Origin of the sequence: Rathayibacter sp. VKM Ac-2927, assembly GCF_022815525.1 — a bacterium.
Taxonomy (GTDB): Bacteria; Actinomycetota; Actinomycetes; order Actinomycetales; family Microbacteriaceae; genus Rathayibacter; species Rathayibacter festucae.
The window spans coordinates 309,359-332,817 of the sequence record NZ_JALGRT010000002.1 but is presented as its reverse complement, the minus strand read 5'-3'; the positions used below and the strand labels follow the sequence as shown (position 1 = coordinate 332,817).

Genomic DNA, 23,459 nt, shown 5'->3' with positions numbered 1-23,459 from the left:
CACCCTTCTCGGCTGATGTTGTGCGCGGCCCCGGTCAGTCCAGGTGCCGGAGGTAGCGCTGCGGGTCGCCGAGGAAGCCCCGCCAGGTCCGCACGAGGTCCAGGGCGTCGTACTCCGCGCGGCGAAGGCCCCACTCGCCGAGCTCGTAGAGGTCCGCGCCCGGCAGCGCCGCCAGCACCGGCGAGTGCGTCGAGAGGATCACCTGCGAGCCGCCCGCGACCAGCGACCGCAGCTGCCCGATCAGCGCCAGGCAGCCCGAGACCGAGAGCGCCGACTCCGGCTCGTCGAGCAGCCAGAGCCCGCGGATCCGGGAGCGGTTCACGACGATGTCGAGGAACGACTCGCCGCGGGAGCGCTCGTGGTAGTCCGCATCGCCGAGGCCGATGTCCTCGAGGTAGGTGAAGAAGCCGTGCATCGTCTCCGCGCGGAGGAAGAAGCCGCGCTTCGAGGCGCCCGCTCCGCGCACGAGCTGCAGCTGCTGGGAGAGGTCGGACTCCGAGACGCGGGTCGAGTGCATCGCGCCGGTCGAGCCGCCCTCGGCGTTCAGCCCGTAGGAGAGCGCGATCGCCTCGAGCAGCGTCGACTTGCCGGAGCCGTTCTCACCGGTGATCACCGAGACGGGGCCGAGGTCCCAGCCCTCGTCGAGCACCTGGCGCACCGCCGGCAGGGTCGCGGGCCAGACGACGGACTCCAGCGCGGAGGGGTGCTTCTGCACCCGGCGCACGGGGAGGGAGGAGAACACCTGCACCCCCTCCGGTCGCGACGACCCGGCCAGTCAAGCACGGGGCCGCGGGAGCCGGCGGCTCAGACCGCCCAGCCCGCCTCCGCCAGAGCGAGCGCCGCATCGGCGCGCGGCGAATACGGCAGGTCCTGGTCCAGCACCACGCGGTAGTCGGTGTCGCCCGGGCCGACCCAGAGGATCGAGTCGTCCGCCCCGGCCCGGCCGACGGCGGCGCGCACCGCCTGCGCGGGCTCGGCGATCTCCTGCACCTCGCAGCGGCCGTCGCGGGCGCCGTCGAGCAGCGCCCGGCGGATCCGCGCCGGGTCCTCGAAGCGCGGGTGGTGGTCGGTGACGATCAGGAGGTCCGCCCGCTCGGCGGCGGCGCGGCCCATCGGCGCGCGCTTGCTCGGGTCGCGGTCGCCGTCCGCGCCGAGGATCACCAGCACCCGGCCCGGCGTGACCTCGCGGAGGGCGTCGACCGTGCGGGCGACGGAGTCGGGGGTGTGCGAGAAGTCGACGTAGAGCCGCGGTCCGGCCTCGCCGGAGACGAGCAGGGTGCGACCGGGGACGGCGACGTCGATGCCGTCGGCGACGGCGCGGGCGAGCGCGTCCCGGTCGTGCCCCGCCTGGATCAGCATCACCAGGGCCAGCGCCGCGTTCGAGGCCATGTGCCGGCCGATCAGCGGGACGGAGGTGGTCACGGTCCAGCCGTCGGGCGCGGTCAGGCGGAAGCGGGTCGCGTCGGCGCTCAGCGCGAGGACGTCCACGTGCCAGTCCGCCTCGGTGGTGGAGCCGACGGTGACGACCGGGACCTCCGCCTCCGCGGCGACCGTCCGCCCCTCCGGAGTGTCGACGACGACGACGCCGCGCCGGCTGCGGTCGGGGCGGAAGAGCCGCTGCTTCGCCCGGAGATAGGCGCCGAGGTCGCCGAAGTCGTCCAAGTGGTCGTGGCTGAGGTTGGTGAAGCCGGCGACGTCGAAGACGAGGCCGTCGACGCGCGAGCGGATGAGCGCCTGCGCGCTGACCTCGATCGCGGCGGACGCGACTCCGTCCTCGTGCATCCGGGCGAGGAGCGCGTGCAGCTCGGGCGCCTCGGGCGAGGTCAGTCGGCTGGCGACGACGGTGTCGCGACTGCGGCGGTCCGCGGTCGAGCTGAGGCCGGAGGGCACGCCGAGCCGGCGCAGCACCGCGTCGAGCAGGTGCACGGTGCTGGTCTTGCCGTTGGTGCCGGTGACGCCGAGCAGCTGCGGGCGGTCGCGGTCGGTGCCGTAGACGCGGGCGGCGATCGCGCCGAGGGCGGCCCGGGGATCCGCGGACACCAGCACCGGCAGGCCGCTCGCCCGCGCGGCCGCGAGCCCGGCCTCGTCGGTGAGGACGGAGACCGCTCCGGCCGCGGCGGCCTCGTCGGCGAAGTCCGCCCCGTGGCGGCGCCGGCCGGGCAGCGCGGCGAAGAGCGCGCCGGGGGAGATCTCGCGGTGCGCGAGGGCGACGCTGCGGATCAGGACGTCGCCGTCGCCGATCAGCGCGAGTCCGTCGCCGAGGTCGCGCAGCGGGACGCCCGCGACGCGGTGGGGTTCGAGGAGCCGGAACGTCGGCATGGGCCTGTCTCCTGGGAACGGACCGGTCCCGCGCGGAAGCGACCGCGCGGGACCGGAGGGGTCGTGCTACTTCGCGGTGGGGCCGTAGAACGAGGTGATCTCGTCCAGCTCCATCTCGGCGGTGGTCTGGATGAGCTTCAGCAGCTCGGGGTCCAGGCCCGGCGAGAACTCCTCGAAGCGCTCCGGCGCGATCGTCGACGGCACGCCCTCGGGAGCCTGCTCGTTCGCCGAGAGGTCGGTGCCGTCGTTCGAGGGGGAGGCTCCGCGGAAGATCTTGCCCGCCTCGGACGCGCCTTCGAGGTCGAAGGTGAACTGCTTGCTCTGCAGGCCGAGGTCGACCAGCTTCTTCACCTCGGGGAACTTCTCGGCGTTCGTCTTCGGGATCGGCAGGGTCTTCTTCCAGTCGATCCCGAGGGTCTCCAGCGCCTTGGCGTAGCCGTTCTCGTGCGCCTGGTCGCGGACGATCAGGTAGGCGATCGTCGAGCGCGCGGTCTTGTTCTGCGTCATCTCGTAGATGCGGCACTTCTGCAGGCGTCCGGTGGACTCGAGCATGAGGTTGTAGAGCAGGTCGAGCACGAGATTGCCCGAGTTGTAGACGTAGCTGCCGCTCCACGGGTTGCCGACCGAGTCGACGGGCAGGGCGCCCTGCGCTCCGACCAGGTAGTGGTGGATGTTGCCCGTGTCGAGCGCGATGTTCAGCGGGGTCGCTCCGCCGGCACCGGGGGTGTCCAACGGGTCGGTCGGCTTGCCCTGGTAGCGCGGCGAGCCGTCGAGCAGGCGCGAGATGGTCGTGCCGATCAGCTCGACGTGGCCGATCTCCTCGGTGCCGATGCCCTGGATCAGGTCGCGGTACGGCTTCGCGTCCGCGCCGCGGAAGTTCATCGCCTGGAAGAGGTACTGCATCATCGTGCGCATCTCGCCGAACTGCCCGCCGAGGCCCTCCTGCAGCGCGTTCGCGGCGGCCGGATCCGGCTCGTCCTGCTCGATGTCGTTGATGAGTCGTTGAACGTGGAAGTACACCATTGCCTCCAGAAGGATCGTCGGTGTTCCCACCCTCCGCCGCGCTCCTGGCGTTTGCAGAGCCCCTTGCCACCGAGGGGGTGCGCGTGCGACCGGGCGGGTGGTTCGCCCCGGTTCGCCGCCCTGTGCGAGGCTCGGAGCATGACCGAGCAGACCCGCACGACTCCGCGACCGGTCGACTCCCGCGCGCTCGCGAGCGCGGGCGTCGCGGTGCTCGGCGCGCTGCTGGTCGGCGTCCCGCTGCTCGCGTCGGCGCTCGCCGTCGTCGCGATCGTGCTGGCGCTCGGCGCCCGGAACCGGCTGCGCGCGGACGAGACGCTCCGCGGCGCGCGCGTGAGCCTCGTCGGCTTCGTGCTGGGGCTCGGGGTGCTCGCCGTGGCCTTCGGCCCGCTCGTGCTCGGGTGGGTGCTCGGGCTGTTCGCCTGAGATCCGCGACTACCGCTGCGCGAACGCCTCCCGGTACAGGCTCGTCAGCTCGGGGGAGTCGGCCGCGCTCAGCCCGCAGGTGAGGATCGTGTCGCCGTCGGCGGCGATCAGGTAGTCGATGCCGCGCTCGAAGACGATCGGGGCGCCGTCGACGGCCGACTCCGCCGCCTGGGTCACCGTCACCGCGTCACCCACATCGCCGGCGAAGCGGTCGATCACGCGCAGGGTGACGGTGCCGTCGTCGATCGAGGCGACCTCGGCGCGGAAGGCGAGCTGCGACGGCGCGAGCGCCTCGGCGGTGACCGGCGCGCACTGGTCCATCGGCCCGCCGGTCGCGGGCAGCCGCAGCGCGGAGGCGGAGCCGCCGGTGGTGACGCCGAGGGCGAAGGGGAGCAGGAGCGACGCGGCGGCGCCCACCGCGAGCGCGCCGACCCCGACGATCAGCCAGGGGGAGCGGCGGCGGCGGACGGCGGCGGGGTCGGAGTCGCCGGGGTCGGTGCCCGGCCCGCCCACAGCCGGCCCGCCTGTCGCCTGCCCGCCCGTCGCCCGCTCCCGGTGCTCGGCGAGCTGCGCGCGGGTGAGCGGGGCGAGCCCCTCCGCCGGGTCGGTCGAGCGCACCAGGCGGCGCAGCTCCGAGTCCTCGATCGCGGTCATCGTGCTCCTCCTTCTGAGGTCGTCGGGTCCTGGGCGGCGCGGCTCTCGTAGAGCTCCGCGAAGCGCTGGCGGGCGCGGTGCAGCCGGATCGACGCGGCGTTCGGCGTGATGCCGAGGACCTCGCCGATCCCGCGGGCGTCGAGCTCCTCCCACGACCAGAGCCGCAGCAGCTCGGCGTCGGACTCGCGCAGCCGCGAGAGCACGAAGCGCACGGCGTCGTCGGTGGCGGACGGCCCGTCCGGGCCGCGCACCTCCTGCGGCGGGTCGACGACGGCGATGCGGTGGGTGAGCAGGACCTGGCGCCGCTGCATCCGGCGCGCGTTCTGCAGCTGCAGCCGGGCGACGCCGATCGACCAGGCGATCGGGTCGTCCTCCGGCACGTCGGCGACGCGGCGCCAGAGCACGGCGAGGGTGGCGGCGAGCACGTCGTCGGCCGTGGCCTCGTCGGTGCGGCGCCAGAGGTAGCGGCGGACGGGGTCGGCGACCACGCCGGCGAGCGCGGCGAAGCGGTCGGGACCCGCGAGGGGAGCTGGCATGTGCCTCATGCTCCCTCCTGTCCGGCACGCCCGCCGTTCTTTCACCGGCGCGCCGACTCGGCTCCCGGCTGCGTCACGGGAGGGCGGCGCCGCCTGCTCGGAGCACCTCCGGCTCGCGATTCCGGCTCCGGCACGTCGTTCTGCCGGATCCCGGCGTGCCGGAGCCGTTTCCACGTGCCGGAGCTGCGCCTCCGCCCGCGCCGCGAACCTCCGGCTCGCGGTTCCGGCTTCGGCTCGCGGTTCTTCTGGATTCCCGCGTGCCGAAGCCGATTCCGCGTGCCGGAGCTGCGCCACCGGTCGCCCCGCGTACCTCTGGCTCGTGATTCGAGCTCCGGCTCGTGGTTCCGGCGGCTTCCCGCGTGCCGGAGCCGATTCCGCGTACCAAAGGTCCGCCGGACCGCCGCCGTCGCCCGCCCGCCGCCTCGCTACTCTGAAGCGCCCCCATCCCCCTTCCCGCCGAGGAGCCCCATGCCCATCTGGTCCCTGCACGGCGACGGCCGCACCGTCGCGCCCGGAGCCGTCGTCGGCCCCGCCGAGCGGCTCAACTGGCCCGCGACCGTCGCGATCGGCATCCAGCACGTCGTCGCCATGTTCGGCGCGACCTTCCTCGTGCCCGTGCTCACCGGCTTCCCCGTCGCCACGACCCTGCTCTTCTCCGGCGTCGGCACGCTGCTGTTCCTCCTGATCACCCGCAACAAGCTGCCCAGCTACCTCGGCTCGAGCTTCGCCTTCATCGCCCCGGTCACCGCGGCGACGGCGGTCGGCGGGACGGGATCGGCGCTCGCCGGAGTCGTCGCCGTCGGCGTGCTGCTCGCGCTCGTCGGCTTCGTCGTGCAGTTCGCCGGCCTCGGCTGGATCGACCGCCTGATGCCCCCGGTCGTCTCCGGCGCGATCGTGGCGCTGATCGGCTTCAACCTCGCCCCGACCGCCTGGTCGAGCTTCCAGCAGGCGCCGGTCACCGCGACGGTCACGCTCGCCGCGATCATCCTCGGCAGCGTCTTCTTCCGCGGCTTCCTCGGCCGCGTCTCGATCTTCGTCGGTGTCGTCATCGGCTACGTCGTCGCGCTGATCCGCAACGAGATCGACTACTCCGCCGTCGCCGACGCCGCCTGGGTCGGCCTGCCGCCGTTCAGCTTCCCCGACTTCGCGTCCGGATCGACGTGGTCCGGCATCGCGATGTTCCTGCCCGTCGTGCTCGTGCTCATCGCCGAGAACGTCGGCCACGTCCGCGGCGTCGCGACGATGACCGACTCCTCGGTCAACCAGCACACCGGCCGCGCCCTGATCGCGGACGGCATCGCCACCACCGTCTCCGGCGCGTTCGGCGGCTCGGGCACCACCACCTACGGCGAGAACATCGGCGTGATGGCCGCGACCCGCGTCTACTCGACCGCCGCGTACTGGGTCGCCGGCGTCACCGCCGTGCTGCTCAGCCTCTCGCCCAAGGTCGGCGCGGTCTTCAACTCGATCCCGGCGGGCGTCCTCGGCGGCGCGACCACCGCGCTCTACGGTCTCATCGGCGTCATCGGCATCAAGATCTGGATCGACAACCGCGTCGACTTCTCCCGCCCGGTCAACCAGTACACGGCCGCCGTCTCCCTCGTGATCGCGATCGCCGGCTTCTCCTTCAGCTCCGGCGGCTTCGAGCTCGGCGGCATCGTCCTCGGCGCGGCCGCGGCCCTCGTGATCTACCACCTCGGCAACGCCGTCGCCCGCTGGCGCCGCACCGGCGCCGACGACGGCGGCCCCCTGCCCCCCATCGGCCAGCTCGGCGGCGACCCCCAGCGCTGAGCCGCGCCCGCCTCGATCCGTCACGAACGGTCGTCCGCCACGCACGCAGACGACCGTCTGCGCCGGACCACGTGCGCCGGTCATCCCGATTCGACACTTTCTGCTGGTTCCGCAGGCTCGAAACCACAGAAAGTGTCGAACCGCGCGCCGGATCCAGCCCGACACGTGCGGCCGGCGCTCGGACACGTCGGTCTCGATACGCCGCCGCGCGGCTGCTCGACCAGCAGGGGTGGGTGCGTTCCACGAGTGAACGCGTTTCGGGCTCCAGCTGCCGCTCGGGACCCGAGAAGTGTCCAGTCGGTGACTCCGGGTGCGTCGAGTGGACGCGGACCGGCGTACGGGCCTGCGCAGAGCCCGGTGCGCGTCCACTCGCGTCCGGCGGGCTCGCCCCGCGCTCAGGCCTCCGCGGCGCGGAGGGCGAGCTTCGCGTAGAGGTCCTCGAGGAGGAGGCGGGTGTCGACGTGGGTGTAGACGCGCAGGTCCGGGCCGGTGCCGGCGCGGGGGCCGTACTGGCCGTCGGGGGTGATCGAGGGGCGGGGGACCCGTGCCATGCGGCTGGAGGAGGCGTCGGGCTCGAAGGCGGAGAGCAGGGCGGTCGCGAGGACGAGCGGGCTGTCGCCGAGGGCGTAGGTCTCGCCGAAGCTGAGGCCGTGCGCGGCGCCCATGCGGAAGACGCCGTCGAGGGCGTCGAAGAGGTGCCGGCCGAGCTCGCCGGCGGTGCGCATCCGCACGCGCAGCTCGGCGACGGAGGCGAGCGGCTGCCGGTAGGCGTCGCGCGGGAACTGCTCGATCGGCAGCGCGGACGCGAACACCTCGGCGGCGGCGGGCACGTCGATCAGCAGGTTGTACTCGATCGGCATCGCGCCGGGCGGAGGGACGGCCAGGCCCGGGTGCTCGGGCCCGCCGATCCAGACCAGCGTCATCCTGGCGGCGATCGACGGCTCGAGGCGCAGGGCCGCCGCCACCTCGGTCAGCCCGGCGCCGGCACAGAGGTACAGCGGCCGCGGGTCGTCCCGCAGCGCCTCCGCCACGATCGCGCGCGCCGCGTCCGAGACATCAGCATCAGGAGTGTTCGCCCCCGCCACCACCGGCACGTCCGGGCGCCCGCAGAGCGCGAGCACCTCGCGCGCCGCCGCCGCCGCGTTGTCGGCGGTCCGGTCGGAGGCGTCGAACGGGTCGCCCGGCCGCAGCCGCGAGCCGACGACGAGCGCCAGCTCGACCGACTCCGACAGCGCGTGCTGCGCGAGCTGCACCAGCCCGTCCGGGTCGCCGGAGTAGTCGTTGTCCGAGATCACCCGCACCCGCGGCGGCACCCCGCTCACGACACGACCTTCGTCAGCCGCACGGCCATGAACTGCCGCGCCGGCAGCTCCACCCGGAACGACCCGGAGAACACCCCGGGCACCCGCGAGACGGTCATCCCCCAGGTGTCGATCACGTCGACGATCCAGGAGTCGGAGGGGTCGCGCACGATCTGCCGGAACCGCGGCCGGTTGAAGCCGAAGTAAACCAGCTGCACGCCGCCGCCCCCGCCCCAGGGCGCGTCCCAGTCGGAGGGCAGCGGGTCGATCCGCCCGTCCGGCATCTCGGCGGTGATCCGCCGCAGGAAGGCGATGCGCGCCGGGCTGTCGCCGACGAGCTCGCCCCCCTTCGACCACCAGAGCTCCTCGCGGTCGTTGAGGTACGTCTCGCCGTGGCCGACGTAGCCGCCGCGGACCGCCCCCTCCCAGAACCGCCGGACCATCTCCTCGCCGGTGATGTTGCCCCAGCCCTGGTCGATGTCGCCCTCGTAGGCGCACTCGTCGATCACGACCGGCTTGCCCCACTGCTCACGCCAGGCGTCGGTGTTCTCGGCGGTCCGGTACACGTCGATCCGCTGCACGCTCGCGTGCGTGATCCAGGGCCGGGAGTAGTCGTAGAAGCCGAAGCAGTTGTGGATGGAGAGCAGGTGGCCCACCGGGTCCTCGGCGACGACGAGCGCGGCGAGGCGCTCCCAGTCGTCGACGCTCTTCGACCAGAGCAGGTCGTACTCGTTGGCGAGCGACCACCAGACGTTCGGCGAGGCGGCCAGGCGCCGGACCACGTACCGGGTGACGAGGTCGTCGGCGGCCCGGCCCATGTCCGAGAAGCCCCAGCGGTCGTAGGCGTGGAAGAGGATCACGTCGGCCTGGATGCCGAGCCCGTCGAGATCCGCGACCCGCTCCTCCAGCCGGCGGAAGAACGCGGGCACCGGGCGGTCGAAGTCCCAGCCGTCGCCGTCGCGCTCGAACGGGTACAGCTCCGGCTCGTTCGTGTTGTACAGGTAGGCCTTCGGGAAGACGCAGTGCCGCACCTTGGTGAACGGCGCGTCCGCGAGCGTCGCGAGGGTCGCCTCCTGCAGCGCCTCGCTCTGGTGCGTCCAGGCGTACGCGGTCGTGCCGAGCGGCAGGTGCCGGGTGCCGTCCTCGTGCGCGAAGTGGAAGGTGTCGGCGACCCGCACCGGCCCGTGCGCGCCGGGCAGGGCGGCCTCGACGGTGATGGAGGCGGTGAGCCCGTCGAGCGAGCGCGCGGTGGACGCGGTGGTCACGCTCCAGACGCCGGTGGCAGGAGGCAGGAACCGCACCCGGTACACCCCGTCGCCGTCGTAGAACCCGCCGGCCCGCACCGTCTCGTCGCCGAGCGAGAACTCCGCCGAGAACTCGACGTCGACGAACGGGTTGCCGTGCGCCGGCCCGTCGACGACGACCTCGGCGGGCGCCCACACGGTCCCCACCGCGACAGGTCGCACAACGGCCGACGCGACAGCGACGTCCTCGCCCTCGTAGTCCGCGCGCGGCAGCACCGCCACCCGCTCCGGCCGCGGCGCCGCGACTCCGGAGTCGTCGACAGCGTCGAGCGCCGCCCAGAACGAGGCCTCGCGCTCGGGGTCCGCCTTCAGCAGCGGATCCATCCCCACGACGAGTCCGACGGGGGCGGAGCGCAGCTGCACCAGCAGCGGCGAGTTGACGACACCCGGGACGAAGCGGCGCACGACGTCGCCCGCCTCCCCGTGGTCGAGGACGGCGGCCAGGGTCGATTCGCGGGAGAAGCCCACGGTCACACCTCCACGGTGGTCAGGGTCTGCACGGTGCGCCGGAATTCGGCCTGCATGTCGAGGGAGTCGCGCTGGAGGAGCCACTGCACCTGCAGCCCGTCCATGGTCGCGATGACGCGGATCGCGGCGCTGCGCGGATCCACGCCCGGCACCAGCTGCCCGCGGGTCAGCATGTCGCCGAACGCGCCGGTGAACAGGTCGACGATGAAGCGGTAGCGGTTCGCGAAGTACTCGTGCGCCGGGTGGTCGGCGTGGGTCGCCTCCGCCGAGAGCACGCACTGCAGCTCGACGAGGCCGGGGATCTCGGTGTTGTAGGCGACCAGGTCGATCAGCGCGCGGACCGTGTCGATGCCGGGCACGGCGTCGCCGCTGGGCACCCGGACGATCGAGTGGTCGTCGCGGAGGGTGAGCACCGCCGAGAGCAGCTCCCACTTGTTGGCGAAGTGGTGCAGCACGCCGGCCTGGCTGAGCCCGACCTTCTCGGCGATCTCGCGCAGCGACGCGGCGTGGTAGCCGCTCGCGGAGAAGACCTCCAGGCCCGCGGCCACGATCTCGGCACGCCGGGCGGCGGTCTTGGCGTACTGCCCGCGCGGTCGCCGCGGGGGAGAGGTGGGGAGTGCCATGAAGTGCCTCCAGGCGCATCGTTGCGAGGGGGCACGGAGCCTCCGGTGCGAGAAACCTAGCCGCTAGAGGTTTCCGAGTCAAAAACCTGGTGCCGAGTCGGCTTTCGGAAAGCTCCCCGTCAGCGCCCAGTTCCAAGCGCCTCGCGAGACGTGAACGGTCACGAGAATCACGAAAACCTAACGGGCCGAAGTTTTTCTTCCCAAAACCTAGGGGTCGTCTGTTTTTCGTGTTAGCTTCCTCGGCACCGGTTCATGGGAGAACCGGGAGAACCTGGAGACCGAAGATGTTCCGATGGAAGAGGCTGGCGGCCGCTGCGATCGCCGTCACCACGATGGTCGGCCTGACCAGCTGCGCGGCCGACTCCGGCGGAGGCGCCTCCGGCGGCTCGAGCGAGACGCTCACGCTGGGTGCGATCCAGACCCTGTCGACGTTCGCCGCGGCGGACTCGTACTGGGCCAACGAGTCGCCGTACATGCAGGCCGTCTACGACAGCGTGCTGCGGGCCGAGCCCGACGGCACCATCACCGAGGGCCTCGCCTCGGAGTGGACCTACAACGAGGACAACACGGTCCTCACCCTGAAGATCCGCGACGGTGTGACCTTCTCCGACGGATCGACGCTCGACGCCGACGCCGTCGCGCAGAACCTGATCCGCTTCCGCGACGGCAACTCGCCCGACACGAACAAGATGGCCGACCTCGCCGACGCCGTCGCGACCGACGCCTCGACCGTCACGGTGACCCTCAAGCAGGCCAACCCGACGTTCCTCTTCTACCTGACCCAGAACGCCGGCCTCGTCGAGGCGCCCTCCGCCTTCGAGTCCGCCGACATCCAGACCGTCCCGGTCGGCTCCGGCCCCTACGAGCTCGACGCGGCGAAGACCGTCATCGGCACCTCCTACGCCTTCACCAAGCGCGACGGCTACTGGGACGAGGACTCGGTCCACTACGACAACCTGAACATCAACGTCTACAGCGACTCCACCGCTCTGGTGAACGCGATCAAGGGCGGTCAGGTCAACGCGGCGAACACGGTCGACAACAACGACCTCAAGGAGATCGAGGCGTCGGGCTTCACCGTCAACGCCTTCGAGCTCAACTGGACCGGTCTGCTGCTGCTCGACCGCGACGGCACCATCGCGCCGGCCCTGAAGGACGTCCGCGTCCGCCAGGCCATCAACTACGCGTTCGACAAGGAGTCGCTGCTGAAGGCCATCGGCCAGGGCTACGGCACCCCGACCACGCAGATCTTCCCGACCTCCTCCGAGGGCTACGACGAGTCGCTCGACGACGACTACCCCTACGACCCCGAGAAGGCCAAGGAGCTCCTCGCCGAGGCCGGCTACCCGGACGGCTTCGAGCTGAATATGCCCTCGAGCTCGCTCGTCGGCTCCTCGACCTTCACGCTGATCCAGCAGCAGCTCTCCGAGGTCGGCATCACCGTCACCTACACCGACGCCGGCAACAACTTCATCGCCGACGTCCTCGCCCCGAAGTACGCCGCCACCTGGCTCACGCTGCAGCAGGACCCCGACTGGGCCCTGATCAACTTCGAGCTCAGCCCCAACGCGATCTTCAACCCCTTCAAGAACGCCGACCCCGAGCTCGAGACGCTGATCGAGGCCGTCCGCACCGCGGACGAGTCCGGCTACGCCGCCGCCGTCCAGGCCGTCAACGCCTACACGGTCGAGAACGCCTGGTTCGCCCCCTGGTACCGCCAGCAGTCGAGCTTCGTGACCGACGCGAACACCAAGGTCGAGACCCAGACGGGCAACGCCTACCCGTACCTCTGGAACATCACCCCGGCCTGATCCGGATCAGCGGGCGGGTCGGCTCCGGTCGACCCGCCCGCTCCCTCTCTTCGCGCCGCCCGATCCGCTGATCAGGCCCGCGCCCTCCTCCGTTCGAAGGACCACTGATGACCAGGTTCATCCTGCGACGCGTCGTCTCGGGGATCATCCTCGTGGTGCTGATCTCCGTCGTCGCCTACGCACTCCTCTATCTCGGCGGCGGCGACATCGCCCGCCGCATCCTCGGGCAGAACGCGACGCCGGAGGCGGTCGCCCAGCGCGCCGCGCAGCTCGGCCTCGACCAGCCGATCTGGTCGCAGTACCTCGGCTGGCTCGGCCACGCCGTCACCGGCGACCTCGGCAGCTCCTGGTTCACCGGGCAGGCGGTCACCACCGCCATCTCCACCCGCGTCACCGTCACGCTCTCCCTGGTCATCGGCGCCACGATCATCTCCGCGATCGTCGCGGTCGTGCTCGGCGTCTGGGCCGCGGTCCGCCGCGGCTGGGCCGACAAGCTCGTGCAGCTGGTGTCGATCCTCGGCTTCGCGATCCCCGGCTTCCTGATCGCACTGGGCCTCGTCACCGTCTTCGCGATCAACCTCCGCTGGTTCAAGCCCACCGGCTACGTCAACCTCACCGACTCGTTCTCGGGCTGGATCGCCACGGTCACCCTGCCGATCATCGCCCTCGCGATCGGCGGCATCGCCGGCGTCGCCCAGCAGGTCCGCGGCTCCGTCATCGACGCGCTCCGCCAGGACTACGTGCGGACCCTGCGCTCGCGCGGCCTGCCCGCCAACCGGATCGTCTTCCAGCACGTGCTGCGGAACGCCGGCGGCCCCGCGCTCGCCGTCCTCGCCGTGCAGTTCATCGGCCTCCTCGGCGGCGCCGTCATCGTCGAGCAGATCTTCGCGATCCCCGGCCTCGGCCAGGTCGCGGTCACCGCGACCACCCAGGGCGACATCCCGCTGGTGATGGGCCTCGTGCTGATCACCGCGATCATCGTCGTCATCGTCAACCTGCTCATCGACCTGCTCCAGGGCTGGCTCAACCCGAAGGTGCGACTCTCATGACCGCCACGACTCCGCTGCCCGCCAGCACCCCGTCGGTCGGAGTGGAGGAGCGCGCCGCCCGCACGCACCTCTTCCGCCGCCTGCTGCACAACCCGGTCGGGCTCGTCTCGCTCGTCTTCCTCGCGATCGTCGTCCTCTCCGGGATCTTCGCGCCGCTGCTCGCCCCGGCCGACCCGAACCGCGCCTCGCTGCAGGACGTGCTCGCCGAGCCCGGCGCCGCGCACCTGCTCGGCGCCGACAGCGCCGGCCGCGACGTCCTCTCGCGACTGCTCTTCGGCACCCAGTTCAGCCTCGCCGGCGCCCTGGTCGCGCTCGCGGTCGCCGTCGTCATCGGCGTCACCAGCGGACTGCTGGCCGGCTACTTCGGCGGCTGGTTCGACTCCGTCTCGGCCTGGACCTCAGGCCTCGTGATGGCGCTGCCCGGCTTCGTCGTCCTGCTGGCGGCCCGCGCCGTCATCGGCCCGTCGATGTGGCTCTCGATGGCCATCTTCGGTGTCCTGCTCTCGCCGGCCTTCCACCGGCTGGTCTACGCCTCCGTCACCGCGGTGCGCGGCGAGCTCTTCGTCGACGCGGCCCGGGTCTCCGGACTCAGCAACGGCCGGATCATCGCCCGGCACATCCTCACCGTCGTCCGCGCTCCCGTCATCATCCAGGCCTCGCTGGTCGCCGGCATCGCGATCGCGATCCAGGCGGGACTCGAGTTCCTCGGCCTCGGCGACCTGTCGATCCCCACCTGGGGCTCGATGCTCAACGACGGCTTCTCCAACGTCTTCAACGCCCCGATCCTGATGCTCTGGCCGAGCCTCGCGATCGCGCTCACCTCCATCGCGCTGACCCTGCTGGGCAACGCGATGCGCGACGAGCTCGAGCGCAGCGCCTCCGGAGCCAAGCGCTCGAAGAAGCGCAAGTCGGCCTCGGCGCCCGCGACGGTGCCGACCAGCCTCTCCACCATCGGCATCCAGACGATGCTCGACGAGGACGCCGCGGCGCCCAAGACCGTCGTCCACGAGGAGGAGGCCGGCGCCCGCAGTGCCGAGGAGATCCTCCGCGTCACGAACCTCTCGGTCGGCTACGGCCAGAACGACGGCTCGGTGAAGACGGTCGTCCATGACGTCTCGCTCGCGGTCCGCCGCGGCGAGATCCACGGCCTGATCGGCGAGTCCGGCTCGGGCAAGACGCAGACCGCCTGGTCGGTGCTGCGCCTGCTGCCCGAGGGCGGCCGGATCACCGGCGGCTCGATCGTCTTCGACGGCAAGGACCTCGCGCACCTGTCGGAGAAGGAGATGACCAAGCTCCGCGGCAAGCGCATCGCGTACATCCCGCAGGAGCCGATGTCGAACCTCGACCCCTCCTTCACCATCGGCACGCAGCTGGTGCAGCCGATGCGGATCTGCCTCGGCCTCTCGAAGGCGGCGGCGAAGGAGCGGGCGCTCGGCCTGCTCGCCCGGGTCGGCATCCCCAACCCGCAGCGCACGTTCGACGCCTACCCGCACGAGGTCTCCGGCGGCATGGCCCAGCGCGTGCTGATCGCCGGCGCCGTCTCCTGCGACCCCGACCTGCTGATCGCCGACGAGCCGACCACCGCGCTCGACGTCACGGTGCAGGCCGAGGTGCTCGACCTGCTCCGCGAGCTGCAGTCGGAGCTGAACATGGGCATGATCCTCGTCACGCACAACTTCGGCGTCGTCGCCGACCTGTGCGACCGCGTCTCGGTCATGCGCGACGGCCGGATCGTCGAGACCGGGCCCGTGCGCTCGATCTTCGCCGACCCCCGTCACCCCTACACCCGCGCCCTGTTCGACGCGATCCTCGAGGAGGGGCCCGCCCGCGGACCGCTCGTCGCCACCACCGCCGTGAAGGAGTCGAGCCGATGAGCGCCGCACCCGCCGCACCGTCCGAGCTGCTGCTGGACGTCAAGGACGTCGTCGTCGAGTACCCGGGCAAGGGCTTCCGCGCGAAGCCGTTCCAGGCGCTCAAGGGCGTCTCGCTCGACATCCGCCCCGGCGAGACGGTCGGCCTGGTCGGCGAGTCCGGCTCGGGCAAGACCACGCTCGGCCGCGCGGTGCTGGGGCTCGCCCCGGTCACCGGCGGCGAGATCCTCTACAACGGGCGCGACATCGCGCACCTCGACCGGCGTCAGCGCCGCGGGCTCTCCTCCGAGATCCAGGTCGTCTTCCAGGACCCGTACACCTCGCTCAACCCGTCGCTGACGATCGAGCAGATCCTGGTCGAGCCGCTCACCGTGCGGAAGGTCGACGCCAAGGTCGCCTCCCAGCGGGTGCGCGAGCTGCTCGACCAGGTGGGGCTGCCGCAGTCCGCGGCCGACCGCCTGCCGCGCGAGTTCTCCGGCGGTCAGCGCCAGCGGATCGCGATCGCCCGGGCGCTCGCCCTCGAGCCGCGGCTGATCGTCTGCGATGAGCCCGTCTCGGCGCTGGACCTCTCCACCCAGGCGCGCGTCCTCGACCTCTTCACCGAGATCCAGGAGCGCACCGGAGTCGCCTACCTCTTCGTCTCGCACGACCTCGCCGTCGTGCGGCACCTCTCGCACCGCGTCGCCGTGATGTACCACGGCGAGATCGTGGAGTGGGGCGACGGCGACCAGGTCACCTCCCGCCCGGAGCACGCCTACACCCAGCGCCTCTTCCTGGCGGCCCCCGTCGCCGACCCGGTCCGCCAGGCCACCCGCCGCGAGGAGCGCCGCGCCTTCGTGGCCGCCCACCCCTGACGCCCCTGCTGACACCCCCACCCCCGGACGCGCGCGCGTCCCTCCCCTCTCCGCGAGATGCCACTTATGAGCGCGACACGCCGCGCGGTCGCGTCATAAGTGGCATCTCGCGGAGGGGGCCGGGCGGGGTGCACCGTCAGAAACCCACTACTGCTAGGTTTTGAGGGACGACGACGTCGCCTCCCGAGAGAGAAAGAGTCACCGTGACCGACACCTCCACTGCTCCCCGCATCCCGGCCGAGGGACCCGACGCCGACGCCCTGCTCACCGAGCTGATCGGGCGCCTCGACCTCGAGGAGAAGGTGCAGCTGCTCACCGGCCGCGACTTCTGGACCACCTGGCCGATCGAGAGGATCGGCCTGCGCCGCATGCTCGTCTCCGACGGCCCGTCGGGCGTCCGCGGCGAGGTCTGGGACGAGCGCTCGCCCTCGCTCAACCTGCCCTCCGCCACCGCGCTGTCCTCCTCCTGGGACCGCTCGATCGCCCGCCGCTACGGCGCCGCCGCCGCGGTCGAGGCGCGCCGCAAGGACGTCGACGTCGTCCTCGGCCCGACCATCAACCTGCACCGCTCCCCGCTCGGCGGCCGCCACTTCGAGGGCTTCAGCGAGGACCCGGTGCTCACCGCCGATCTCGCCGCCGCCTACGTGGCCGGCGTGCAGGAGAACGGCGTCGGCGCCACTCCCAAGCACTACATCGCCAACGACTCCGAGACCGACCGCTTCACCGTCGACGTCCGCGTCGGCGACCGCGCGCTCCGCGAGCTCTACCTGCTCGCCTTCGAGCGCGCGATCGTCGAGACCCGCGCCTGGCTCGTGATGAGCTCCTACAACTCGATCAACGGCACGACCGCCACCGAGAGCGACCTGCTGGAGACCCCGCTGAACAGCGAGTGGGGCTTCGACGGCGTCGTCATCAGCGACTGGACCGCGGTCCGCACCGTCGACAGCGCCCGGGCGGCGCAGGACCTCGTGATGCCCGGCCCCGACGGCCCGTGGGGCGCCGCGCTGGTCGCCGCCGTCCGCGACGGCTCGATCGAGGAGTCCGTCGTCGACCGCAAGGTCCGCCGCATCCTCCGCCTCGCCGCCCGCGTCGGCGCGCTCGAGGGCTTCGAGCCCGCCGTCGCCGAGCCGGTCCTCGTCGAGGACGGCCGGGCCTTCGCCCGCGAGGCCGCCGCCGCCGGCAGCGTCCTGCTGCGCAACGAGGGCGAGCTGCCCTGGGACGCCTCGGCGCTCACCTCCGTCGCCGTCATCGGCCACAACGCCCGCGAGGCGCGCACCCAGGGCGGCGGATCCGCGACGGTCCTGCCCGAGAAGGTCGTCACTCCGCTCGACGGCGTCCGCGCCGCCCTGCCGCACGCCCGCGTCGACTACGCCCTCGGCGCGGTCGTGCAGGACGGCGTCGCCCCGCTCGTCCTCGAGACGATCACCAACCCGATCACCGGCGAGCCCGGCCAGCGCGTCCGCTTCCTCGCCGAGGACGGCGCGGAGCTGTTCGTCGAGGACCGCCGCGCCACCTCGCTGGTCTGGTTCGGCGGCACCGCCCCGATCGCCGCGTCGGCCCGCGTCGAGTTCTCGACGATCCTCACCCCCGCCGCCGACGCGACCGTCCGCCTGGGCTTCGCCGTCGCCGGCACCGCCCGCGTCTACGTCGACGGCGCGCTCTTCCTCGAGGAGACCCTCGCCGCCGTCGGCTCCGACCTCGGCGCCGCGCTGCTCGCCCCGCCGTCGGTCTCCGCGCCGCTGACCGTCACCGCCGGCACTCCCGTCGACATCCGGATCGAGTACGACATCGTGCATGCCGAGGGCGACCTCGAGGGTGCGCTCGGCTTCACCTACGGCCTCGAGCCCGACGCCACCCCCGCCGACGAGCTGATCGCGGAGGCGGTGGCGCTCGCCCGCGACGCCGACGTCGCCCTCGTGGTCGTCGGCACCAACTCCGCGGTCGAGTCCGAGGGCTACGACCGCAGCTCGCTCGACCTGCCCGGCCAGCAGGACGCGCTCGTGCGTGCCGTGGCCGCGGTCAACCCGCGCACCGTCGTGGTCGTGAACGCCGGCGCCCCCGTGCTGCTGCCGTGGCGCGACGAGGTGGCGGCCGTGCTGGTCGGCTACTTCGGCGGCCAGGAGATGGGCGACGCGGTCGCCGACGTCCTGCTCGGCCGGGTCGAGCCCGGCGGGCGCCTGCCCACCACCTGGCCGGTCGCGATCGAGGACGTCCCCGTCCTCTCCACGCTGCCGACCGACGGCGAGCTGCACTACGACGAGGGCATCCACATCGGCTACCGCGCCTGGCTGCGCAGCGAGGTCGAGCCGGCCTACGTCTTCGGCCACGGCCTCGGCTACACCTCGTTCGAGCTCGTCTCGGTCTCGACCCCCGAGCCCGTGCGCGGCGGCGAGGACGTCGCGCTCCTCGTCGACGTCGTCAACACCGGCGAGCGCGCCGGCAAGGTGGTGCTTCAGGCCTACGCCGAGCGCCGCGACTCCGCCGTCGAGCGCCCGGTGCGCTGGCTGGTCGGCTTCGAGAGCGCCACGCTGGAGGCGGGCGCGAGCGCGCAGATCGCCGTGACCGTCCCGACCCGCCTGCTCGCCACCTGGAACGACGGCTGGGAGTACGAGGCCGGAGCGTTCACCATCCGCCTCGGCACCTCGCTCGAGGACGTCCCGCTGGTGACCGAGCTGGAGCTGCGCGCATGAGCGGCGGCGTCGTGCCGGGCGGAGTCGCGCAGGGCGGGGTCGGCGCCCCGTTCCCGAACCCGCTGATCCCCGGCTTCAACCCCGACCCCAGCGTCGTCCGCGCCGACGGCGTCTACTACCTGGTCACCTCGACGTTCGAGTACCTGCCCGGCATCCCCGTGTACCGCAGCACCGACTTCGAGACCTGGGAGCGCGTCGGCAACGTCGCGACCCGCGCCGAGCAGATCGGTGTGGAGGAGGTGCCCACCGGCCTCGGCGTCTGGGCGCCGACCATCCGCCACCACGACGGCCTCTTCCACGTGATCGTCTCGGTCCCCGCGGGAGTCGGCACCGTCGTCTTCACCGCGGCGGACCCGGCCGGCGAGTGGAGCGACGGCACCGTCCTGACCGACGCCGACGGCGGCCCCCTCCAGGGCATCGACCCGGACCTCGCCTGGGACGAGGACGGCACCGCGTACGTCACCTACTCCGGCCTGATCCTGAGCGGCGAGGAGGCCGGCGCGCACCTCGGCATCCAGCAGGTGCGGGTCGACCTCGCGGCCGGCCGCATCCTGGAGCAGCCGCGCTCGCTCTGGTCCGGCACCGGCGGCGGCTTCCCGGAGGCGCCGCACCTCTACCGGCGCTCGGTCGACGGCCGGGACGTCTGGTACCTCCTCATCGCCGAGGGCGGCACGGAGCGCGGCCACGGCGTCTCGATCGCCCGGAGCGACGCGCCGACCGGCCCGTTCGAGACCGCGCCCGGCAACCCGTTCCTCACCGCCCGCGGCACCACCCGACCGGTGCAGAACACCGGCCACGGCGACCTGGTGGAGGGCCCCGACGGCTCGACGCTGATCGTGCTGCTCGGCGTCCGCCCGCGCGGAGCGACCCGCGCCTTCTCGGCGCTCGGCCGCGAGACCTTCGTCACGCGGGTGACCTGGGTGGACGGCTGGCCGGTCGCCGAGCCCGTCGCGCTCTCGCCGCGCGGTCCGCTGCGCGACGACGTCGACTTCTCCGGACCGCTCGACGCGGGCTGGATCGGCGTCCGCCGCCTCCCGACCGCGCTCGCCACCGTGGCGGACGGCCGGCTGTCGCTGCCGGGGGAGGGGCGCACCCTGCGCCACCCGCAGCCCACGTTCGTCGGCCGCCGCCAGCTCACCCAGACCATGCAGGCCTCGGTCGTCGCCGACGTCTCGGCCGGCGTCGGCGGGCTCGCCGTCCGCTACGACGAGACGACCTTCGCGTCCGTCGAGGCGGAGTCGACCGGCTCCAGCACGCGGGTCACCGCCCGCGCCGTGATCCCCTCCTTCGAGCAGGAGTGGACCGCCGAGCTTCCCGAGGGCCCGGTGACGCTGATGCTGGAGTCCGAGCGCGACGCCGGCGTCGGCTTCGGCCCCGGCCAGATGACGAGCGACTTCCTCGTCCTCCGCGCGGAGGCCGGCGGCGTCTCCCGCACCCTCGCCCGCATCGACGGCCGCTCCTTCACCGCCGAGACCGCCACGTCCTTCACCGGCCGCGTCCTCGGCCTCTACGCGACGACCGGCACCCCGACGTTCACCGCCTACCGCTACGCCGGCACCGACGACTGACCCGCGGGTCTCGATACGCCGCTCCGCGGCTGCTCGACCAGCATGAAGCGGAGCGGCCCGCGCCTCATGCTGATCGAGTAGCCCTCGCAGAGGGCGTATCGAGATCCACCCGCTCCCGGGTTGTACCACGTCTGCGTCCAGCCGCAACCACGTGAACTCCCAGGCGGCTCGCCTCTACCGTCGAGGGAGGCGACCGCAGCAGCGGCCTGCCGCACACCGAGTGAGACATCAAGGAGCACTACCGTGTCGCAGATCATCGAGACCGTCGACGTCAACGTCCCCGTGTCCGTCGCGTACAACCAGTGGACGCAGTTCGAGGAGTTCCCCAAGTTCCTCGACGAGGTCGAGTCCATCCAGCAGGTCACCGACGTCCTCACCGTCTGGAAGGTGAAGGTCGGCCCCGTCGAGCGCGAGTTCGAGGCAAACATCACCGAGCAGCACCCCGACGAGCGCGTCGCCTGGAACAGCACCGGCGGCGAGACCGACCACGCCGGCGTCGTCACCTTCCACAAGCTCTCGGACACCGAGACCCGCGTCACCGTGCAGCTCGACTGGGAGCCCGAGGGCTTCCTCGAGACCGTCGGCTCGCTCGTCGGCGCCGGCAGCCACGCGGTCAAGAAGGACCTCAAGAACTTCAAGGAGTACATCGAGTCCAAGGGCTCGCCGGACGGCGCCTGGCGCGGCGACGTCGAGGCCTGAGCCCGATGTCGGACGACAGCACCCCGGACACCGGCACTCCTGAGGAGGGCGGCCTCGGCACCGAGGGCACCATCCCCGACTCCGAGGACGGGATCGCCCTGGGCGTCTCGGGCGACTCGCACTTCAACCCCGAGGAGGACGCCCCGAGCGACTCTGAGGGCGAGGCGGACGAGAAGTAGCAGAACGAGCTGAAGGGCCGGAGGCGGCGACGCCCCCGGCCCTTCGTCGTCTCAGCGCCAGGCCCGGGCGTACTGCGGCGGCACCAGCCCGAGCGGAGCGCCGAGCTCGCGCGCCATCCGCGACGGAGCGTGCGGGTCGCGCAGCAGCTCGCGCGCCAGCAGCACCACGTCCGCGTCGCCGCCGGCCACCACGCCCTCGGCCTGCTCCGCCGTCGTGATCAGCCCGACCGCCCCGACGGGAGCGCCGGTCGCCCGGCCCACCTCGCGCGCGAACGGCACCTGGTAGAGCGGCGCCACCGGGATGTCGGTCCCCTTCACGAGCCCTCCGGTCGAGACGTCGAAGAGGTCGACGCCCTCGTCGCGCGCCCACTCCGAGACCCGGATCGTCTCCTCGAGCGTCCAGCCGCCCTCGGCCCAGTCGGTGGCGGAGAAGCGCACCAGCAGCGGCAGCTCGCCGATCTCGGCCCGCACCGCGCGGACGACCTCGAGCAGGAGCCGCGCGCGGTTCTCCAGCGATCCGCCGTAGGCGTCCTCGCGGTGGTTCGAGAGCGGCGAGAGGAACTGGTGCAGCAGGTAGCCGTGCGCCGCGTGCAGCTCGATCACGTCGAAGCCCGCGTCCACGGCACGGCGGGCGGAGGCGCGGAACGCCTCGACGAGGCCCGGGAGCTCCTCGACGTCGAGCGCCCGCGGCACCGCGTAGCCCTCGAACGCGACGGCGGAGGGGGCGACCGTCTCCCAGCCGCCCTCGTCGACAGGGACGGAGCCGCGCCCGCTCCACTCGCGGTAGGTCGACGCCTTGCGGCCGGCGTGCGCGAGCTGGATGCCGGCGAGGGCGCCCTGCCCGTGCACGAAGTCGACGATCGGCGCCCAGGCCGCCTGCTGCTCGTCGTTCCAGAGGCCGGTGTCCCAGGGGCTGATCCGCCCCTCGGGGACGACGCCGGTCGCCTCGACGATCACGACCCCCGCCCCGCCGCGCGCGAGCGAGCCGAGGTGCACGAGGTGCCACGGCGTCGGCACGCCGTCCTGCGCCTCCACCGAGTACTGGCACATCGGCGCGGCCCAGACGCGGTTGCGCGCCGTGCGGGAGCGGAGGGTCAGCGGCTGGAAGAGGGCGGGGGAGTCGGTGGTGGTGCGAGGTGCGTCGGTCATCTCAGGGCCAACCGACGGAGCGGCCCGGGTATGCCCGCTGTCGCGCGGCGGCCGTCCCCCTGACGCGACGCCGCCGCTCCGCCGACGCCCGGCGCGGCCCTCCGAGGGACGCCCCACGCCGTCGCTCAGCGCGGCCAGGTCGCCCCGGGCGCCTCCTGCCAGACCGAGCTCGGCGGCGCGAGCGACTCCAGCTCCTCGAACAGCGCGTCCGGGATGTCGAGCGCGTCGTCCGCGACGAACGCGTCGTAGTGCTCGGCGCTCGTCGCGCCGACCACCGTCGTCGTCACGCGCGGGTCCCGGGTCGAGAACTGCAGGGCGGCGGCGGCGAGCGGCACGCCCGCCCGCTCGCAGGCCTCGCCCATCGCGGCGACCGCGTCGACGATCTCCTGCGGCGCCGGCGCGTACGCGTAGCTGCGGACCGGCTCGGGCCAGCGCGCGAGCGCCCCGCCGCCGTAGACGGCCGCGTTGACCACGACGACGCCGCGCGCGACGGAGGCGTCGATCAGCTCCTCGGAGGAGCGGTCGACCAGCGTGAACCGGTTGTGCGTGATCACGGCGTCGAAGAGCCCGGTGTCGACGTAGTGCCGCAGCATCGGCGCCGGCCCGCCCGAGATGCCGATCGAGAGCGCGGCGCCCGCCTCCTTCATCGCGACGAGCGCGCGCACCGGGCCGTCCTCGGCGAAGGCCTCGTCGTAGGAGATGCGCTCCGGGTCGTGCAGGTAGAGCAGCGGCAGCACGTCCATGCCCAGGCGCTCGCGGCTCTCGTCGAGGCTGCGGCGCATCCGCTCGGCCGAGTAGCTGCCGGTCTCCGGGTCGCGGTCGAGCTTCGTGACGACGGTGATCCCCTCCGGGACCCCGCCGCGCGCCCGCAGCGCCTCGCCGATCAGCCGCTCGCTGTGCCCGAGCGCGTACTCGTTGGAGGTGTCGATCACCGAGACGGGGCGGCCGGCGCCGGAGTCGAGCACGCGCTCGAGCGCGGGCACCGTGTCGAGCGAGCCGACGCGATCGGGGTTCCAGGAGGTGCCGAGGGTGAGCCGGGTCACCAGGGCGCCGGAGGGGCCGAAGGGGCGGAGCGCGGAGGGCTGAGAGGTCATCCCGTCAGCCTGGCAGCCGCGCCCGTCGCGCGTCGAGGGCTCAGTGCACCAGA

The 23,459-nt window shown here is 72.7% G+C and carries 20 protein-coding genes; 10 read left to right on the top strand and 10 right to left on the bottom strand.

Features of this window, described 5'->3' with window-relative positions:
* Positions 1-34 precede the first annotated feature (34 nt).
* From MT353_RS06775 to MT353_RS06765, 3 genes are all read right to left on the bottom strand, one after another.
* Positions 35-742: an AAA family ATPase gene (locus tag MT353_RS06775; protein ID WP_308197511.1), complete on the bottom strand. Its 708-nt coding sequence runs from the start codon at positions 740-742 to the stop codon at positions 35-37.
* Positions 743-804: 62 nt separating this feature from the next.
* On the bottom strand, positions 805-2,319 hold the full coding sequence (locus MT353_RS06770; RefSeq protein ID WP_243623918.1) for a Mur ligase family protein: 1,515 nt from the start codon (positions 2,317-2,319) through the stop codon (positions 805-807).
* Positions 2,320-2,385: 66 nt separating this feature from the next.
* Positions 2,386-3,339, bottom strand: coding sequence for a manganese catalase family protein (locus MT353_RS06765; protein WP_127888570.1), 954 nt, complete (start codon positions 3,337-3,339; stop codon positions 2,386-2,388).
* 141 nt (positions 3,340-3,480) lie between these two features.
* Here MT353_RS06765 and MT353_RS06760 point away from each other — a divergent pair, with 141 nt between their 5' ends.
* On the top strand, positions 3,481-3,765 hold the full coding sequence (locus MT353_RS06760; RefSeq protein ID WP_132437903.1) for a hypothetical protein: 285 nt from the start codon (positions 3,481-3,483) through the stop codon (positions 3,763-3,765).
* A gap of 9 nt (positions 3,766-3,774) precedes the next feature.
* Here the strand turns inward: MT353_RS06760 and MT353_RS06755 are convergent, their stop codons facing one another.
* Positions 3,775-4,419, bottom strand: a complete 645-nt coding sequence (locus MT353_RS06755) for a hypothetical protein (protein ID WP_243623917.1) — start codon at positions 4,417-4,419, stop codon at positions 3,775-3,777.
* On the bottom strand, positions 4,416-4,955 hold the full coding sequence (locus MT353_RS06750) for an RNA polymerase sigma factor (protein WP_243623916.1): 540 nt from the start codon (positions 4,953-4,955) through the stop codon (positions 4,416-4,418). The genes MT353_RS06755 and MT353_RS06750 overlap by 4 nt, the downstream gene beginning before the upstream one ends.
* A gap of 468 nt (positions 4,956-5,423) precedes the next feature.
* Between MT353_RS06750 and MT353_RS06745 the strand changes: the two genes are divergently transcribed.
* Positions 5,424-6,746 (top strand): uracil-xanthine permease family protein, encoded by a 1,323-nt coding sequence (locus MT353_RS06745; RefSeq protein WP_243623915.1) that lies wholly within the window; start codon positions 5,424-5,426, stop codon positions 6,744-6,746.
* A gap of 395 nt (positions 6,747-7,141) precedes the next feature.
* Here the strand turns inward: MT353_RS06745 and MT353_RS06740 are convergent, their stop codons facing one another.
* Genes MT353_RS06740 through MT353_RS06730 form a run of 3 tightly spaced genes read right to left on the bottom strand, consistent with a single transcriptional unit; the run spans position 7,142 to position 10,442 of the window.
* Entirely contained in the window at positions 7,142-8,068 is a 927-nt protein-coding gene (locus tag MT353_RS06740) for a nucleoside hydrolase (protein WP_243623914.1), read from the bottom strand.
* Entirely contained in the window at positions 8,065-9,819 is a 1,755-nt protein-coding gene (locus MT353_RS06735; RefSeq protein ID WP_243623913.1) for a DUF5605 domain-containing protein, read from the bottom strand. The genes MT353_RS06740 and MT353_RS06735 overlap by 4 nt, the downstream gene beginning before the upstream one ends.
* A gap of 2 nt (positions 9,820-9,821) precedes the next feature.
* Entirely contained in the window at positions 9,822-10,442 is a 621-nt protein-coding gene (locus tag MT353_RS06730; protein WP_132437468.1) for a TetR/AcrR family transcriptional regulator, read from the bottom strand.
* Between the two features lie 284 nt (positions 10,443-10,726).
* Between MT353_RS06730 and MT353_RS06725 the strand changes: the two genes are divergently transcribed.
* From MT353_RS06725 to MT353_RS06690, 8 genes are all read left to right on the top strand, one after another.
* Positions 10,727-12,253, top strand: a complete 1,527-nt coding sequence (locus MT353_RS06725; protein WP_243623912.1) for an ABC transporter substrate-binding protein — start codon at positions 10,727-10,729, stop codon at positions 12,251-12,253.
* 107 nt (positions 12,254-12,360) lie between these two features.
* The gene (locus MT353_RS06720; RefSeq protein ID WP_123736712.1) at positions 12,361-13,302 is read left to right on the top strand and encodes an ABC transporter permease; all 942 of its coding nucleotides are present in this window, start codon (positions 12,361-12,363) and stop codon (positions 13,300-13,302) included.
* On the top strand, positions 13,299-15,176 hold the full coding sequence (locus tag MT353_RS06715) for a dipeptide/oligopeptide/nickel ABC transporter permease/ATP-binding protein (RefSeq protein WP_123705419.1): 1,878 nt from the start codon (positions 13,299-13,301) through the stop codon (positions 15,174-15,176). The genes MT353_RS06720 and MT353_RS06715 overlap by 4 nt, the downstream gene beginning before the upstream one ends.
* The gene (locus MT353_RS06710) at positions 15,173-16,027 is read left to right on the top strand and encodes an ABC transporter ATP-binding protein (protein ID WP_127887476.1); all 855 of its coding nucleotides are present in this window, start codon (positions 15,173-15,175) and stop codon (positions 16,025-16,027) included. The genes MT353_RS06715 and MT353_RS06710 overlap by 4 nt, the downstream gene beginning before the upstream one ends.
* A 203-nt stretch (positions 16,028-16,230) precedes the next feature.
* Positions 16,231-18,717, top strand: coding sequence for a glycoside hydrolase family 3 protein (locus MT353_RS06705; RefSeq protein ID WP_374204689.1), 2,487 nt, complete (start codon positions 16,231-16,233; stop codon positions 18,715-18,717).
* Entirely contained in the window at positions 18,714-20,285 is a 1,572-nt protein-coding gene (locus MT353_RS06700) for a glycoside hydrolase family 43 protein (protein WP_243623911.1), read from the top strand. The genes MT353_RS06705 and MT353_RS06700 overlap by 4 nt, the downstream gene beginning before the upstream one ends.
* A 243-nt stretch (positions 20,286-20,528) precedes the next feature.
* The gene (locus tag MT353_RS06695) at positions 20,529-20,984 is read left to right on the top strand and encodes an SRPBCC family protein (RefSeq protein ID WP_123446671.1); all 456 of its coding nucleotides are present in this window, start codon (positions 20,529-20,531) and stop codon (positions 20,982-20,984) included.
* Positions 20,985-20,989: 5 nt separating this feature from the next.
* Positions 20,990-21,163: a hypothetical protein gene (locus MT353_RS06690; protein ID WP_167306092.1), complete on the top strand. Its 174-nt coding sequence runs from the start codon at positions 20,990-20,992 to the stop codon at positions 21,161-21,163.
* A gap of 51 nt (positions 21,164-21,214) precedes the next feature.
* Here the strand turns inward: MT353_RS06690 and MT353_RS06685 are convergent, their stop codons facing one another.
* Entirely contained in the window at positions 21,215-22,312 is a 1,098-nt protein-coding gene (locus MT353_RS06685; RefSeq protein WP_132437472.1) for an NADH:flavin oxidoreductase/NADH oxidase, read from the bottom strand.
* 125 nt (positions 22,313-22,437) lie between these two features.
* Positions 22,438-23,406 (bottom strand): aldo/keto reductase, encoded by a 969-nt coding sequence (locus MT353_RS06680; protein WP_243598248.1) that lies wholly within the window; start codon positions 23,404-23,406, stop codon positions 22,438-22,440.
* Positions 23,407-23,459: the final 53 nt, after the last annotated feature.